Source organism: Nocardia higoensis NBRC 100133, from assembly GCF_000308595.1.
GTDB lineage: Bacteria > Actinomycetota > Actinomycetes > Mycobacteriales > Mycobacteriaceae > Nocardia > Nocardia higoensis.
Genome location: NZ_BAGA01000025.1, coordinates 46,340 through 62,498 on the forward strand (window position 1 = coordinate 46,340; position 16,159 = coordinate 62,498).

Here is a 16,159-nt window from a genome sequence, read left to right on the forward strand (position 1 = left end):
CGGATCGGGCTCACACGGTCCGTGTCAGCGCGCGTTCCCTGGCGAGGAAGAAGAACGGGATCGCCGTCGCGATGCCGACACCGAAGGTGAGCACCATCGACGCTGCCCACCACCGGAGGATGCCGAGGCGCTTGGCCTCGCCGAAGGCCCAGGTGTGGAAGCCGACGACGACGAAGCCGAGGTCGGTCATCGCGAAGCGGCCCGGCGTCGTCCGGAGGATGTCGCCGACGAAGAAGTCGGCGACCGATCGCGGGCCGTTCTTCTGCACGTACGGGATGGCGATCGCGTTCTGGCCGATGAAGGCGGTCAGAAAGATGACCAGCAGTGCGCGTTCGCGCCAGGCCGGCGCGACGTCGAGGGTCGGCATCGTGTGTTCTCCCGATTCGTTTCGCGGTGAGTGAGCAGTCGTCGAACAGACTGTCTCGCAAGACTGACACGGCCGGTGCCCGATGCGACGGAATCGGGCTCGACAGCAGATCACGGCGGCGGGTTCAGGATCTCCCGCTCACCGATCGTCGTCACGATTTCCGGTGGCGCCGGGCCGACCGCGCCCGCCCGGCGGGGCGAGGCAGGCGCGGGGCCGGGTCAGGACAGGGCGATGCGGGCGCCGGGCGAGCTCTCGGTGGCGTGCATGACGAGGGTGGCCGGGGTCGCGTCCGCGGGGATGTCGAAGGCCAGTTGCAGGGTGGTGGCCGCGCCGGGGTTGTACTCGTGGCGGAATTCGCCGTTGAGGGACATGTTGCCGACGAGATCGGGGGCGTAGGTGGCGCCCTTGTCGTCGACGAGTTCCTGATAGGAGTAGTCGAAGACGCTGCGGGTGGCGCCGGTGTTGGTGACCTGGACATGGACGACGGCGAACTGGCCGTCGGGTTCGCGCCCGGAGGTGGGTCCGCCGATCTTGCCCACGCCGATTTCGGTGCGGGCGAGAATGAATTCGAACTGGCCGTCGCTGATCGGCAAGCTGCTGCGAGCCGGCACCGGGATCTGGGTGGGCTTGCCCTGGGATGCGGCGTTCGAGTCGCTGCCGCAGCCGGCACCGAACAGGCACACCGCGCTGAGCACGAGCACGATCCAGGTGGGCACGAGCCGGGGGAAAAGCCTGCCGTCGGTTCTTCGCAGGGCTCCGGGAACTGTGTTGCGCGGCTTCATCACACATTTCTCACTGTTGTAGCGGTTACGGCACGGCCTCCCGGTCACCACGGGTCGGCCGCGACAGCACTGTAACCGCCCTTATGGGCGCGCACACCGGATTCGCCGCCGTACCTTCCGATCAGGGTTCGATGGGCGACGCGGTGGCGCAGTTCCTCGGTCGTGTCCGCGGAGGAGCGGTCGATGGCGCGCTTCATCGACAGCAGCGCGAGGGGGAGACTCCGGCCGGTCACTCCGACGGCGTGCCGGCCCCGTGGCGGCGGCCGCCACGATTGCCGACCTGCGTGTCGAAGTTGACGGTCGAGCCGTCCTCGAGATCGACGAGCGTCCTGACCGCGTCGCTCTGACCCTCGGCGAACGCGGTCAGTGTGGCGCCCACATTGTCCAGGCCGGTCAGTAGGTTGGTCCTGGCCGCGCCGTAGCCGTCGGCGTTCTTGCCGTCGACGAACGACCTGCCCATTTTGTCGTCGCCCCACGGCTGCCCCGAGGCGGGATTCTCGAGCGCGTCGAGCCGGCTGCGCAGCCGAGCTCCCACCGCCTCGACTCCGCGCGCCACACTGCCGGTCACCTCGGCTGCCTTGCCCAGTTCCTCGGGGTCCACCTCGATGCGATCAGCCATTGCCGCCCTCCTCTCTCGACAGGCCGGTCCTTTCCGACGAGCCGGTCACAGTTCGGTTCACATCCGCATCGAGGACGCGGCGGCCAGGGTGCGGACGAGCAGATCGCGCAGATCCACGCCGGTGTGCACGAAGGCCAGTGCGTCCTCGTCCAAGCGGATCTTCCAGCGCTTCTCGCAGGCCACTACCGTCTCCAGGATCCGGATCGAATCCGCGCCGGGCATATCGGTGAGGGGCGAGCCCAGATCGATCCGGTCGACCCGGCAGTGGAATCGTCGCGCCAGCTCCTCGCGCAGCACGCGGGTGACCTCGGCGGGGGAACGGTCGGCCATATGGGTGAGAGCGAGTTCGGCGATCACGGCGCGCTGCCATTTACCGCTGGTCGTGCGCGGCAGCGCCCGGGCGGGCACGACCAGCACCGTGACCGCCGACAGCGCGAGTGCGCCGGACACCGCGCGCCGTATCGCCTCGGCGGCGGCGTCGGCCTCCGGGCTGCCCGGCCCGGCCTCGGTCTCGGCGACGACGATCATGCGTTCGGCCTCGGTATCGGCCACGGCGACGCAATGGCCTCGGAAGACCCCGGGGACCACACGCGCGGCCTCTTCCACGTCATCGGGGAAGAAATTGCGGCCCGCGACGATGATCATCTCCTTGAGCCTGCCCGCGACGACGAGTTCGCCGTCCGCGAGGAAGCCCAGGTCGCCGGTGCACAGCCAGCCGTCGACGATGGTGGCCGCCGTGGTCTCGTCGTCACCGAGATATCCGGAGGTGACCGCCTGCCCTCGGACGCGGATCTCGCCCACGTACCCGTCGGGCAGCGGCGCGCCGTCGAAGTCGGTGATACGCAACGAGATACCCGGCACCGGCACACCGACGCCGACGAGTTCCCGCGCGTTCGGCGCGTCCGCGGCCACCGGTCGGTACGGGTGGCCGGGCACCAAGGCGTCGCGGTCGACGCTCAGGATGCGTGGTGGGGTGTCCGGGTGCGGGATGGTGACGGCGAGCGTTGCCTCGGCCATGCCGTAACAGGGAGTCATCACGGCCTCGGACACCCCGAGTGGCCCGAAGACGCGGGCGAATTCGCGCACGGTGTGCGGACGCACCGGCTCGGCGCCGTTGACCGCCGTCCGCCAGCGTGCCAACGGCTCGCCGGTCGTGCCGTCGAAGGCCTCGGCCGCGGCGGCGATGAACCGGTCGTAGGAGAAATTCGGCCCGGAGATACGCGTGCCGCCCACCCGCGCGGTGTACCGCAGCACCTCGGCGGCATCGGTGATGAAGGTCTTCGCGATGAACAGGTGGGCGTCGTAGGGGGTGAGCAGCGAGGTCATCAGCGAGACCAGGCCCATGTCGTGGAACAGCGGGACCCATTGCACGAGAACGTCGTCGCCGGTGAGCAGGGTGTGCTCGATCAGCGCCGTGACGCCGCTGAGGAACTGGGCGTGGGTCAGCAGCACACCTTTGGGGCGGGCGGTGCTGCCGGAGCTGAACTGCACGACCGCGAGGGCGTCCGGCTCGATCGCGGCGGGCTCGGCACCGCGATCGTGGGTCCCGTCGAAGGGCTCGTCGAGGTCGATGTAGCGCAGTCCCGGAACCTGCTCGACCAGTGCCACGGCCACCGGCACACCCGCCCCCGCGGCGAGCAGGTAGCGCACACCGGCCGCCCGTACGATCGCCATGAGCTGCGCCGTCGCGGCCGCGGGCGCGACCGGCGGCAGTGGCAATCCGGTGACCGCCGCGCCCACGGTGACCGCGCCGAAGAACCCGGTCACCCAGGCCGGACAGGTCGGCATGAGCAGACCGACGATGTCGCCGGGACCGGCGCCCAGGGCGCGGAGCCGCGATCCGACCTGCCGTGCCCCGGCGGGCAGGTCCCGGTGGGCGAGGGTGAGCCCGCTGTCGGCGAAGGTGACGGTGTGCTCGCTGTGGTGCAGTGTCTCCAGCAGTTCGGTCAGTGTCCGCGGCCCACCGAGCACGCCGTTCCTCCTCTGCGCGGCAACGGATGCCGGACAGCGCGCATCGCCCGGCCTGGCGACCAGCGTCGCCGCGACGGGCGACCCGCTGGGGGCGGGAAGTCGAACCGGAGGTGACCGTGCGGTGAATTCGCCTGTGGCGGAACTCAGTTCACGGGATCGGTGCGGAAGAAGAGCACGTGGTCGTGGTCGATCAGCGGCATGGTCTTGCGGATCTGGCGCAGGCCGTTGCCGGGCAGGTAGGTGAGGTTGGCGAAGCTCTGGGTGTTGCCGAAGGCCACCCGCAGCTTGTTCTCGGTGGCGAAATGCGCGCCGTAGGTGGCCAGCCACTCGAAATCCAGCGGGCCGAGCGGCTCGGTCGTGCCGCCGCCGGGCACCCGGCCCAGCGCGGCGTACTGGATGGGCTTGCCCTGGTCGTAGCGGCACAGTTCGTAGGTGGTGTTCTCGGTCGCGCAGACGCTGACCACCGGCCACTGGGTGGACAGCCGCAGCGCCAGCGGATGCATGCCGACCGGCGTGAGTTCCCAGTTCAGGCTCATCACCGTGACCCAGCCGCCGTAGGACATCTCGATGAGGACGATATCGTCGCCGAGCGCGGTGGCGCGGTTGATCTGTGCCTCGCCGATCGCCCAGTACGAGTCGGATTCCGCGCGGAAGGTGCTCGAGTCCACCGGCCGCGCGTCGTCCATCGCGTAGGCGGCCACGATGGCCTTCTTGATCTGGTCGACGGCGTCGCGATCGGCGCAGCGCACGCCGAGCGCGCCGAAGGTGGGGCCGATCTCCACGGGCATGGACGGCGGCTCGGGATCGGAGCCGGGGACCAGCGGTCGCAGCCCGACCAGGGCGAGCCGCCAGTTGATCTCCTCGACGGTCGACAGATCGCCGGAGGTCTTGCGCAGGATCTGCTGCTGGGTCAGCCTGCCCGCCGCCTCGAGGGTGCGGCACTCCAGTTCGGTCAGCGCGGCGAGCGACTTCGGGGTCAGATCGAGGTCGCGGATTCCGCAGGCGCGCAACCGGATCTGCAGGCTCATCGGGGTGAACGCCGAATACCGCTCCCGGTACATCGAGATCGCCTGCTTACGCGAGCGTCCGACCATCAGGGTGCGCAGCAGCGTGCTGAGGCTGGCCAGGTACTTGCCCGCCAGTTCGGGATTGGCGGCGGCCAGCTCGGCCCGGATGCGCGCGGCGTCCACGGTGGCGGCGACGGCGGAGTCCTGATCGAGCCTGCCCAGCCACACCCCGCACTTGCCGAGACCGTCGGCGCAGGTGCCCGCCACGTGCGGATAGTGTTGGGCCACCTCACGGTAGGTGTGGCAGGCATTGCGAATGGTGTTGACCGCCAGTTCGCGATGACCGGTCTGACGGGTGACGGTCTCGAAGACGCGCAGCGATTCCTGCACGGCTCCGGCGTGCTGGGCGGTGACATAGCCGTTCATCAGCCAGTGCAGCCGGATGCCGACGGACTCCTGAGCCGGGGCGATCGCCTCGGACGTGCGGTCGCGCGGCGCGCCGTTGGTCCTGGTCGCGATCAGTGCCTTGGCCAGCTCGCACAGCGAGGCCGCCAGCGCCAGTTCGCTTTCGGCCGTGCGATCCCTGGCCGCGCTGCGATCCACCGCCACCTGGCGCTCGATCGCGCTCAGTTCCATCGCGATCTTCAACTCTCGCTACACCTTCCGACACGGCGGTCCGGGCCGTGTGCTCGCCGAGTGTGCCACATCGGGCGCGCCGACGCTGCCGGAGGGCCGACCGGCCCGTGCGCCGCCGGATGTTCCGGCGCGTGCGATGGGCTCAGCGCAGGGTGAAGGGCACGTCGACATCAGGCGCTCGGTCGCCCGGCCGCTCGTCAGGCCCGTGCTGGTCACCCTGTTGATCGTCGTCCCGCGGGGAGCCCGTGGTCGGCGCCTGTTCGCCGGGCAGCCAGGAATGTCCCGTGTCGACCGGGGCCCGGTAGCCGGGCGCCTGCGACCGGTCGTCGGACGGCCACCAGCGCTGCGGTCGTGGCGTGCCGGGAACATGCCGGAAGACCGGCGGGGTTGCGGGCGAGGAGGCTGCGGGAGCGTCCTCGGGGGTCAGTACCAGGTCGTCCCCGTGCTCGGCCAGGTCCCTCCGTCCTGCTCCTGTTTCCAGTGGGCCCACGCCACGGCCATCGTCACGTCGGTGTTCACCGGGGTGTAGCTCAGCGGCTGCTTCCGGATCTCCACCGCGTACTCGATCGTCGGATGCAGCGGGGATGTCGCGATCATCCGGTACTCGATCCGGTCCGGGTTCTCGCGGATCAGTTGCAGGTCTATCCGGTGCTGGGGCGGATGGATCTGTCGGGCGCGGGGCGGCGTGCCCTCCCGCACCGACCTCGTGTAGTCGTCCATCACCTTGTTCCCCGGCCAACTCGGGTACTCGAGGACCACGCCGCTGTCCGGGATCACCACCAGAGTGGTCAGGCCGATCGCCGCTCCGCTGTCCCGCTCCTGTGGTGTCGTGAGCGGCTGGAGCAGCCAGGCTCCCACCGGCATCCGGCCGATGTGGAAGGTCCGCTCGGTCGGCAGGACCTCCTCGATGTACTGCCTGACCTGATCGCTGGTCTCCAGGGGAGCGGTCACGAGTTCCTCCTTCGGTCGGTGGCGTCGGATGTTCGCGTCTCGGGTTGCCGGTGGGGGCGTCCGGTGGGATGTGCCCGGCGTTGTCCGCGGGGGCGGGGTCGGCCGCGACGGTCCATCCCGGCGGGATCGGGATGAATCGCAGATCCGTGGTGCTGTCGACGATCTCGTCCGGGGGGCCGTCGTAGGCCAGCCGATCCTCGTGGGGGCTCCACCACACGAGCCCGTCGCCACCTTCGGGGAACAGGATCAGCGAGTACCGGACTTCGCCTCGCGGATTCTGCGACGGATCGCCGTCGCCGACACTGTGGATGCTGACGATGACGGCGGCAGCCCCCTCACCCATGTTCTCCACGGCGGTGGTGACGGAGTCGTACTGCTCGCCGATCGTGGTCTCCGGTCCGGCGTAGCTGAGCCACGGCGTGTCCAGCCAGGTGCTGATCCGCTGGTATCCCTCCGGGAAACTCTCCGGCCGGTAAGCGAATGCGCTGCCGTCGGCGCTGATGCCGGGAAAGCGCGGTGCGGCGACGGTGGGCCGGCCGAGATAGGACGACAAGCCCGCGAGGGTGGTGTCGACGGTATTGCCTGCTCGGCCGGCGATGGTGTCGCGGCCGGGATTCAGGTAATCGGCGTAGGCGTGCTCGGCCGCGCCGGTATGGGCCCACGGGTCGGCATGGCGGGCGAATCCGCCGCTGCCGTCGGCGAGCGCCTTCTCGATGTCCCGCTGGAACCGGGGGTTCTCCAGGGGCGCGAAATGCCCCGGGCCGAGTGGGCGGACCGTGGACAGCGGTGGAAGTTCCCTGTCGGCGGGAAGCGAGATGGGGACCACCGGCGGGGGATCGAGGGCGGGCGCCATCTGCTGCTGCTGCGCGCCGGGTGCCGCGGCCGGGGCTGGTGCGTTGCTCGGTCCTGCCGACGCGTCGGCCGCCGCCGTATCGGTCCTGGTGCGCTTGGCCGGACCGGCGTCGTCGGGGGAATCGGCGGAACGTTTGGACGGCCGGTCCGCCGGTTCCGATGGCGTGTCCGGTCGGTCGGCGACGGGCGGCGCCGGACGAGGCGCGACCACGGGGCCGTCGGCGACCGAACTGCCCGCCGGGATCGGCCAGAACTCGATACCGATCGCCGAGTCGAGCAATTGCGCGGGTGTCGCGGTGATCGTGGCATGGGTCGCGTCCCACCACACCGGCCCGTCGACGCCCTCGGCCACCGGATAGACGACGGCGAGGATGCTGGTGGAGCCGGTCACCGGATCGCCGTCCTCGTCGACCACCAGCGAGCCGGTCGCCGGGTCGACGATTCCTCTGTCGAAGACCACGATCGCGGCCGATCCGGGCCCGAGATCGCGGATGTAGTCGTGTACCGACCAGAACTGTTCGGCGATGGTCAGACCGTTCCGTTCGAACACGAAGTTCGAGGATTCGCGGCCCACCCAGGTGTCGATGCGTGCGAGGCCGTCGGTTTCTCCGGTGGTGAGGAGGTGGCCGTCGATGATGTCGGGGTAGCGGGGCATGGCTACCTGGGGGACGCCGTGGAAGGAGGAGATCGCGGCGATGGTGGCGTCGATGGGGTTGTTGTTGCGGCCGCGTACGGTGTGGCCGTCGCCGTTGACGAGGCGGCCGTATTCGTTGCTGCGTGGGTCGGCGTAGCGGAGGTAGCCGCCGTTGCCGTCGTCGAGCGCTTGTTCGAGGCGCTGTTGGTATGCGGGGTTCTCCAGTGGTGCGAGGTGGCCGGGGCCGAAGGTGCGGCTGCCGCTGGGATGTGTCAGGGCGATCGCCTCGGTCGATACGGCATCCGACGGTTCGGCGGCGATGCGCGGGTTGTCGGGGTCGAGTCCGAAGAAATCGTCGCCGACTTCCCGGCCGGGCGGGATGGGGATGAATCTGATGAACGCGGTCTTGTCGATATCGGCCTGTGCGGGCGAAGTGCGCACCTCACCCGTTTGCGGGTCCCACCAGAGTGGGGCGTCGGCGCCTTCGGGGAAGACGATGACGTTGGCGTGCCCGCCCGCCATCCTCGGCAGCCCGTCCGGGTCGATGATCTTCGCGCCCGTCTCGGGATCGATTGCCGCCCAGCGGTACTGCACATACGCCGCCGAGCCCGGACCGAGCGAGGCGACATGCCGGTAGATGGCGTCGTATTCCTGTGCCATCGTCGCGTGCCCGTCGTGGAAGTAGGACGGCTCCTCGACTCCGAGCCAGACGGTCGCCCGGTTCAGCAGCGTGTCCCCGGCGGGACCTTCCAGCCCGAAATGCGAGTTGTAGGCCGGTGCGGCGACCAAGGGTTTGCCGAGGAAGGTCGACAGGGCCGACAGGCTGGCGTCGAAACAGTTGGTGTTGCGGCCCGGTGCCTGGATGCCGGGGCCGTTGACGAGTTCGGCGATCGGCTTGTCGCCGCCCGGTGGCACGGTGCGCGGGTCGACGTAGCGTCGGAACCCGCCCTGGCCGTCGCTGAGTGCGGCCTCCAGATCCCGCTGGTAGGAGGCGTTCTCGACGCCGGCGAGGAAGTTCGGCCCGAACGCGCGCAGAGTCGAGGGATCGATGAGGCGCATCGGCGGATCGGTCAGCGGGATCACCGGTGTGAGCGTGACCTCGGGCGTTTCGGGTGTATCCGAGCGGTCCGGCGTCGATCCCGGCTCGGAATCCCGATCCGGGCTGGTAGCGGGGGAGGCCGATGCGTCGGCCGTCGAGGCGTCGACGGGGGCGCTGCTCGCCGGCGGGCGCAGCATCGGAGCTCCCGACAGCGGCGGTCGCCGGCTCGTTCTCGGCTCCGGGGCCGCCGGGCCGGTGTCGCGGGCGCCCGGGGCGCTGTCGGTTGCGCGGTCGGCGACGGGGGAAGCCGAGATTTTCGGATGTCCGGTGGAGGACACGGCTACGGGGGGACCCAGACGCGTGGCTGTGGTGGAGGTACCCGGCTTCGGGGACTGCCCGTCCAGGGCGGGATCCACGGACACGGTCCAGTCGGACGGAATGGGGATGAAGTTGAAACCCTCTGTGTCGGCGACGATATCGGGTGGTGGCCCTTCGTCGGACACGCGATTGTCGTGCGGGCTCCACCAGATGGTGTGGTACCTGTCGGGCGGGTAGAGGGCCAGCGAGTACTTGGCGTAGCGGACCGGGCGACCGGTGCCGGGATCGTGTAGCGGGGCTCCGGTGGCGTCGAGGCGGGGATGGATGCTGACGATGAGCGCCGCCGACCCTTCTCCCATGTCCTCGACTGCGGCGAACAAGTTCCGGTATTGATCCGCCACGGGCACGCCGCGATAGCTGTGCCAATCGACACCGAGCCAGTCGGTGATGCGCTGCACGCTCCGGCCGGTGGGTTCGGTGGGGTAGTGGAATGCGCTGCCGTCGGCGGTGATGGTGGGGTAGCGGGGTGCGGCGACCGTGGGGGCGCCGAGGTAGGTGGCCAGGCCGGCGAGCGTGGTTTCGAGCTGGTTGGTGGCTCGTCCTGGGTGGCTGTCGCGGTCGGGATTGATGAGATCGGCGTAGTCGACGACACCGTTGTCGTCTGTGCTGGTCGGGTCGACATGACGGAGGAAACCGCCGTTGCCGTCGGAGAGGAACTGTTCGAGTTGTCTCTGGTGCCGGGGGTTCTCGACGGGCGCGTAGTCGCCCGGACCGAGCGGGCGGGTCCTCGACAGCGGCGGCAGTTCGCGATCTGCGGGGACCGGATGCGCTTTCGTCGGCAGGGGGTCCAGCGACGGTGCGAGCGGCGCCGGCGAGCTGGGTGTCGAGGAGACATCGAGATCCTCGGGGGAATCGAGACGAGCTCGCTTGGCCGGACCGTCGTCGGCGGGAGAGGCGGAACGCTTCGGCGGTCCGCTCTGCGCCGCTGTGTCCGCCGCGGAAGCCGGCGGATGGCTGCCGGGCACATGAGTGGCCGGTCGGGCCGATGGACGCGGCGTGACCACGGGACCGTCGGCGACCGAACTGCCCGCCGGGATCGGCCAGAACTCGATGCCGATGGCGGTGCCGAGTACCTGGGTGGGAGTTTCGGTGACCATGGCGCGAGCCGGTGACCACCACACCGGACCGTCGATGCCCTCGCCGACGGGGAAGACGACGGCGAGGAGAGTGGTGGACCCCTGCACCGGATTCCCGTTCTCGTCGACGGTCGGGTTCCCGGTCGCCGGGTCGATCACCCCGTTGTGCACGGCGGCGATCGCCGCGGATCCCGGTCCGAGATCGCGGACGAATTCGTGTACCGACCAGATCTGTTCGGCGATGGTCAGACTGTCGTGTTCGAATACGAAGTTCGAGGATTCGCGGCCCACCCAGGTGTCGATGCGTGCGAGGCCGTCGGTTTCTCCGGTGGTGAGGAGGTGGCCGTCGATGATGTCGGGGTAGCGGGGCATGGCTACCTGGGGGACGCCGTGGAAGGAGGAGATCGCGGCGATGGTGGCGTCGATGGGGTTGTTGTTGCGGCCGCGTACGGTGTGGCCGTCGCCGTTGACGAGGCGGCCGTATTCGTTGCTGCGTGGGTCGGCGTAGCGGAGGTAGCCGCCGTTGCCGTCGTCGAGCGCTTGTTCGAGGCGCTGTTGGTATGCGGGGTTCTCCAGTGGTGCGAGGTGGCCGGGGCCGAAGGTGCGGCTGCCGCTGGGATGCGGCAGAGTGATCGCCTCGGTCGGCACCGGAACGGACGGTTCGGCGGCGATGCGCGGGTTGTCGGGGTCGAGTCCGAAGAATCCGTCGCCGATCTCCCGGCCGGGCGGGATCGGCAGGAAACTGATGGACACGGTCCTGTCGATCTCGTCCGGCGAGTACGAGCTGCTGACGGTACCGCTCTGCGGGTCCCACCAGAGTGGGGCGTCGGCGCCTTCGGGGAAGACGATGACGTTGGCGTGCCCGCCCGCCGATACCGGCTGACCCGAATCGTCGATCAGCCACGCACCTGTCGCGGGATCCACCGCTGCCCAGTCATGGAGAACCAGCAGGGCCGAGCCCTCGCCGAGGGACCTGGCGTATTCGTAGACGGTGCTGTACTCCTGTGCCTTCGTCGCAGGCCCGCGGGGACGCAAGGACATCTCCGCGGCGCCGAGCCATCGCTCCGCGCGGGTCTGATGGACATCCTCGGTCGGGCCGTCCAGTCCGAAATACGGGTTGTAGGCCGGTGCGGCGACCAAGGGTTTGCCGAGGAAGGTCGACAGGGCCGACAGGCTGGCGTCGAAACAGTTGGTGTTGCGGCCCGGTGCCTGGATGCCGGGGCCGTTGACGAGTTCGGCGATCGGCTTGTCGCCGCCCGGTGGCACGGTGCGCGGGTCGACGTAGCGTCGGAACCCGCCCTGGCCGTCGCTGAGTGCGGCCTCCAGATCCCGCTGGTAGGAGGCGTTCTCGATGCCGGCGAGGAAGTTCGGCCCGTACAGCCGGTAGTCCGCCGGGTCGGCGAGTACCGCGGGGGGATAGCTCGGCTGTGTCAGCTCGAACAAGGGACCGGAGGTATCCGAGCCCTCCGAGGAGGACGCCGGGCTGGAATCGGAGTCCGGATCCGAGCTCGTGCCGCGGCTCGGCGTCGAGGCAGCCGGGGACGCTCCGACGAGCACGCGCCTCGTCGGCGGGATCAGCATGGCAGCCTCCCACAGAGGTACCTGACGATCCGTGCCCGACGGCCCGGATACCGTCCGGGTGTCGCCGTCGGCGCTGACCGTCCGGTCGGGGGAGCTGCCGTCCACGACGTCCGATTGCGCCGGTGGCCGCCAGTCGAAGGCCGCGCTGCCCTTCTGGGTGGTGAACGACATGGGGAACCGAGGGGCCGATGTCAGCGGGCGGGCCGGTGATCCGCCCGCCGGGTCGGCATGGGTACCGGCGGACCGGGGCCTGGCCGCGGCGGGCGCGTCGCCGCCGGTACGGGCGTTCGGTCCCGCGTTGGTCGTCCGGTCGGCGGCGGAGGTCGAGACGTCCGCGCGTCCGGTGGACGACGGAGTGGCCGCATTGCCCTGGGCAACGGCGGTCGAGGCGGGTGCCCTCGTGGAGGCTGTGGGTGAGGCGGGGCCAGAGGTGGCTGTGGGCGCGGTGGTGCCGGCGAGGGCTGTGGGTGAGGCGGAGCCGGAGGTGGCTGTGGTTGAGGTGGGGCCGGAGGTGGCTGTGGCCGAGGTGGGGCCGGAGGTGACTGTGGCCGAGGCAGGGCCGGAGGTGACTGTGGGCGAGACGGGTCCGGTGGTGGCTGTGGGTGCCGGGGGTGCTGTTGAGGTGACCGTGGATTCAGCCGTTGTGGGTGCGTGCGTTGTGGGTGCGGGCGGCGTGCTCATGGGGGTGGCGACGGAGGTCGTCGATGCCGGCGGAGTGGATTCTGCCGACGACTCGGGCATTGCTGTCCGATCGGATGCGGGGCCGGATATCGCTGTCGTGGTCCCATCGGCCGTGGTGGGCTGGGCAGCGGGAGTGGGCTGGGGCGCGGCGTCCGTCCCGGTTGTCGGAGCGGCTTTCGGTGTCGCAGAAGGGTCGTCGGCCGTCGCATGTGGCGAGGCGACGGGCGATTCGGGGGCGCGTTCGGTGGTCGGCGGATCAGCGGCGGGCGTCAGCGGGGCGTGCGCGGGCCGACCGGATTCGGGTGACGCGGCGGGTGTGGGGTCCGGGCTCGCGGGCAGAGCGCTGTGCGGCCCCGGTCTGGTGGCTGTCGAGGTGCCGGACGCAGTGGAAATGCCGGTGGTTGGCGAGGTTTCGGAGACGGAAGCGCCGCCCGGGGTCGCTGCGGCCGGTGCTGTCGATGTGGGGCCGAAGGTGCTGGAGATCGGTGAAACAGGCGGGCTGTCGAAGTGGCTCGAGGTCGACGCGACCGGTGTGATCGGCGCGGCGTCGAAAGTGGTCGATATCGGTGAGACCGGCGGGGTGCCGGCGGAATTCGATGTCGATGCCGCAGGCATGGCCGACCGGGTGTCGACCGTGGTGGAGTTCGGCCGGGGTCCGGGAGGCGGTGTCTCGGTCGTCACCGCCTCGGGGTCCACTGCTGCTGCCGATTCCGATGCCGGTGAGGCCTCGGGGGCCGGCGAGGTGGCGGAATGAGAACGGCCGGAGTCGGTGGGCGCGGGCGTCGCCCCGGTGGTGACACCCCCGCCGGGCAGCCACCCGCCGGCGTCCCCGCCGAACCCCGCCCCGTGGGCGCCCGCGCTGCCGAAACCGCTGTTCGCGCCACCGAAATTGCTCCGCAGACCGCGTCCGAATCCACCGTTGAGGCCGCCCTGGACGAAGCCGCCGACGATGCCTTCGGCTTCCAACGCGCCCGCCATGTCGCCGGTGACGACGCCGGCGGCGATGGTGCCGACCAGACCGCCGACGCCGTCGGACATCGAGCCGACGAAGCCCGCGCGCAACGGCCTGCCCCAGTTGTTGTCGAAGTGCTTGCCGAAGTTCGGGTTGCGTCCGAAGCCGTTGCCGAGGCCCCGGTCCAAGTACTTGCCGATCGCGCGGGCCGGGACGGCGCCCGCCGCGCCACCGAGTATCTGCAGGCCGAACTGCTTGCCGTTGAACTCGTCGCGCTTGCCGTCGGCCATCTGACCCAGTTGGATCGATCCGTCGATGATCGCCGGCACCGCCGCGCCTTTGACCGTGGTGGTGACGATGACGCCCCAGCCCTTGGCGGTCGGCGCGATCCTGATGCCTTTCCACAGGTACTTCTTGGCGGCCGGTGCGCCCAGCCGCAGGGCCAGATTGGCGATGGCCTTCTGGGTGGCCTGGGAGGCGGCCGAGAGCACGGCGCGGGTGGTGCCGACAGCGGCGGCCTCGACGGCGGGCGCGGTGGGCGGAAACAGCCACGCCAGAGCGATTTCCACGGCGAGCCAGGCGAGGGTGACGACCACGGTGAGCTTCAGCGCTTGGATCTCGGTGCCGATGTCGAAGGCGGAGTCACCGGTCTCGCGCATGTTCGCCACCAGCGATTCGACGGATTGCTCGCCGGCGAGCAATTGGTCGAATCGGGTGCCCATCTGCTCGCGGGCGGCGCCGGAGAGATAGGCCTGCATGGTCGCCCGCCTGGCCGTCTCGATGCCGACGATCATGGCCTCGAGTTCGGTGGCGGCGTCCCGCCAGGCGTCGGCTACCGCCCACGCCGTGTCCTCGTCGCCCTTGGGCCACGGGGCGCCCGCAATCCAGCCCAGCCAATGCAATTCCGGGGGAAGGTCGATGCTCACGGCGCCGCTTCCGGGATCCTGGCCCGAGAACGCACGACAACCTCCTCGGAACCCGGTCGGACGCCGCGATTACAGCTCAGCGGAATGAATCACCGGTGTCGGGCAGGCGAATTCGCGTCATGCCTCGAGCAGCACGGTCACCGGGCCGTCGTTGGTGAGCTCGACACTCATGTGCGCGCCGAACCGCCCGGTGGCGACGGTGGCGCCGAGGCCGCGCAGTTCCTCGGCGAAGGCATCGACCAACGGCTCGGCGACGGGACGGGGCGCAGCGGCCGACCACGACGGTCTGCGGCCCTTCGCGGTGTCGGCGTAGAGGGTGAACTGACTGATCACCAGGATCGGTGCGGAAACATCGGCCGCCGAGCGCTCACCGTCGAGGATGCGCAACCGCCAGGTCTTGTCCGCCAGCGCCCGCACCGTCGCGAGGTCGTCGCCGTGGGTGACGCCGACCAGGGCGACCAGGCCGTGCGGGTCCGGCTCGATCCGGCCGACGACCGCACCGTCGACGGTGACCTGGGCGGAGGTGACGCGCTGCAGCAATACACGCATCGTCCGATCCTCGCACGCGACCGACGGGTTCCCTCGCGGTGACCGCGCTGCGCGACGACCGACGGCGCCGGGCCGTTGCGGGAGGGCAGGATTCGGGTCGTCGTCGGCGAGCGGGCACCGACCGTTCATGTCGGCGCCACTTGTTCGTCGTCCGGCGCTGGCACCGTCGATGGACGCAATCGTGGAGGCAACAGGTGGCGGCCGTTCGCAGCACGCGGTCCTAGGAGCGAGTTCATGAGCACTGTCGAGAACTACCCCCATCTGCTGGACACGGCGGCGGGTGAGACCGGCGGCGTGCGCGACGCCATCAATACGGTGATGAGCACCCTCGCCTCCTCGCTGGCCGGTCGTGGCGAGCCGTGGGGCCGGGACACGATCGGGTCGCAGTTCGCCGACGGCCCCGACGGCTACCTGGCGTCCAAGAAGAACCTCGAGACCAGCGCGGCCGCGATCGCCGGTTCCTTCGACAGGTTCAGCACGACGCAGTACGACACGGCCCGGCAGTGGCGTGACCTGGAAACGGGCAATGAGGGTCAGTTCGACTGATCGACCGGCACGGATCGCGTAGCCGCTGATGGCGGAGTTACCCGGGTATCTGCGCTGGCTGGAATGGGTCGCCGGCTCGGACTGGCCGGCCGGCGAACCCGAGGGCATGTGGGGGATCGCCGACGACTGGCGCACCGCGGCCGAGGGACTGCGCGCCATCCTCGACGACATCGACGCCGCGAAGGCCGCTTCGATCGCCGCCTACCCGCAGGGCGAGGGCATCGAGAAGATGACCGAGGTCTTCGACGATCTGCGCAGCGGCGACCAGTCGCTCGAAGCGCTGGCGAAGTACTTCGACGGCATGGCCGAATCGGCCGACGCGGTCGGCACCGAGATGGAATACGCCCAGCTGATGATGATCTCGTCGCTGGCTCTGCTGGCCATCGAGATCGCGGCGGCATGGGCGTTCCCGCCGACCGCGCCCGCGGTGCAGGCGACGGCGATCGGGCTCACCCGGGTAGGCATCCGGATTCTGGCCCAGCGGTTGATGAATCGGATCATCCAGCAGGTCGCCAAGCTGGTCGGGCAGAAGGTGGCCACCTTCGTCGTCCGGCACCTGGCGCTGGACACCATGATCGGCACCTTCCAGGAGGCAGGCGTCCAGGGTTATCA

At 70.0% G+C, this 16,159-nt stretch carries 10 protein-coding genes; 2 read left to right on the forward strand and 8 right to left on the reverse strand.

Translation table 11 applies throughout. The annotated features are described in order from the left end of the window. Positions 1-10: 10 nt before the first annotated feature. The 8 genes from ON26_RS03535 to dtd form a co-directional block, all read right to left on the reverse strand. A complete protein-coding gene (locus ON26_RS03535) occupies positions 11-367 on the reverse strand; it encodes a DUF2834 domain-containing protein (protein WP_040794501.1) in 357 nt (118 codons plus the stop codon). Between the two features lie 218 nt (positions 368-585). Next, a complete protein-coding gene (locus ON26_RS03540) occupies positions 586-1,149 on the reverse strand; it encodes a DUF4352 domain-containing protein (RefSeq protein ID WP_083883701.1) in 564 nt (187 codons plus the stop codon). A 44-nt stretch (positions 1,150-1,193) separates the two neighbouring features. Beyond that, complete coding sequence (locus tag ON26_RS03545) at positions 1,194-1,382, reverse strand: hypothetical protein (protein WP_040794503.1); 189 nt, start codon at positions 1,380-1,382, stop codon at positions 1,194-1,196. Beyond that, on the reverse strand, positions 1,379-1,768 hold the full coding sequence (locus tag ON26_RS03550; RefSeq protein ID WP_040794504.1) for a hypothetical protein: 390 nt from the start codon (positions 1,766-1,768) through the stop codon (positions 1,379-1,381). The genes ON26_RS03545 and ON26_RS03550 overlap by 4 nt, the downstream gene beginning before the upstream one ends. A 57-nt stretch (positions 1,769-1,825) precedes the next feature. Next, on the reverse strand, positions 1,826-3,739 hold the full coding sequence (locus ON26_RS03555; RefSeq protein WP_051026613.1) for a non-ribosomal peptide synthetase: 1,914 nt from the start codon (positions 3,737-3,739) through the stop codon (positions 1,826-1,828). Positions 3,740-3,882: 143 nt separating this feature from the next. Beyond that, the gene (locus ON26_RS03560; protein WP_245545703.1) at positions 3,883-5,394 is read right to left on the reverse strand and encodes a hypothetical protein; all 1,512 of its coding nucleotides are present in this window, start codon (positions 5,392-5,394) and stop codon (positions 3,883-3,885) included. A gap of 130 nt (positions 5,395-5,524) precedes the next feature. Beyond that, positions 5,525-14,452: a toxin glutamine deamidase domain-containing protein gene (locus ON26_RS03565; protein WP_157171772.1), complete on the reverse strand. Its 8,928-nt coding sequence runs from the start codon at positions 14,450-14,452 to the stop codon at positions 5,525-5,527. 117 nt (positions 14,453-14,569) lie between these two features. After that, the gene (gene dtd / locus ON26_RS03570) at positions 14,570-15,001 is read right to left on the reverse strand and encodes a D-aminoacyl-tRNA deacylase (RefSeq protein WP_040794506.1); all 432 of its coding nucleotides are present in this window, start codon (positions 14,999-15,001) and stop codon (positions 14,570-14,572) included. 234 nt (positions 15,002-15,235) lie between these two features. On the opposite strand from dtd, the gene ON26_RS03575 reads away from it, so the two are divergent. Then, on the forward strand, positions 15,236-15,547 hold the full coding sequence (locus tag ON26_RS03575; RefSeq protein WP_040794507.1) for a hypothetical protein: 312 nt from the start codon (positions 15,236-15,238) through the stop codon (positions 15,545-15,547). A gap of 28 nt (positions 15,548-15,575) precedes the next feature. Beyond that, the coding region (locus ON26_RS03580) for a WXG100-like domain-containing protein (protein ID WP_040794508.1) at positions 15,576-16,159 on the forward strand (584 nt) is incomplete at its 3' end.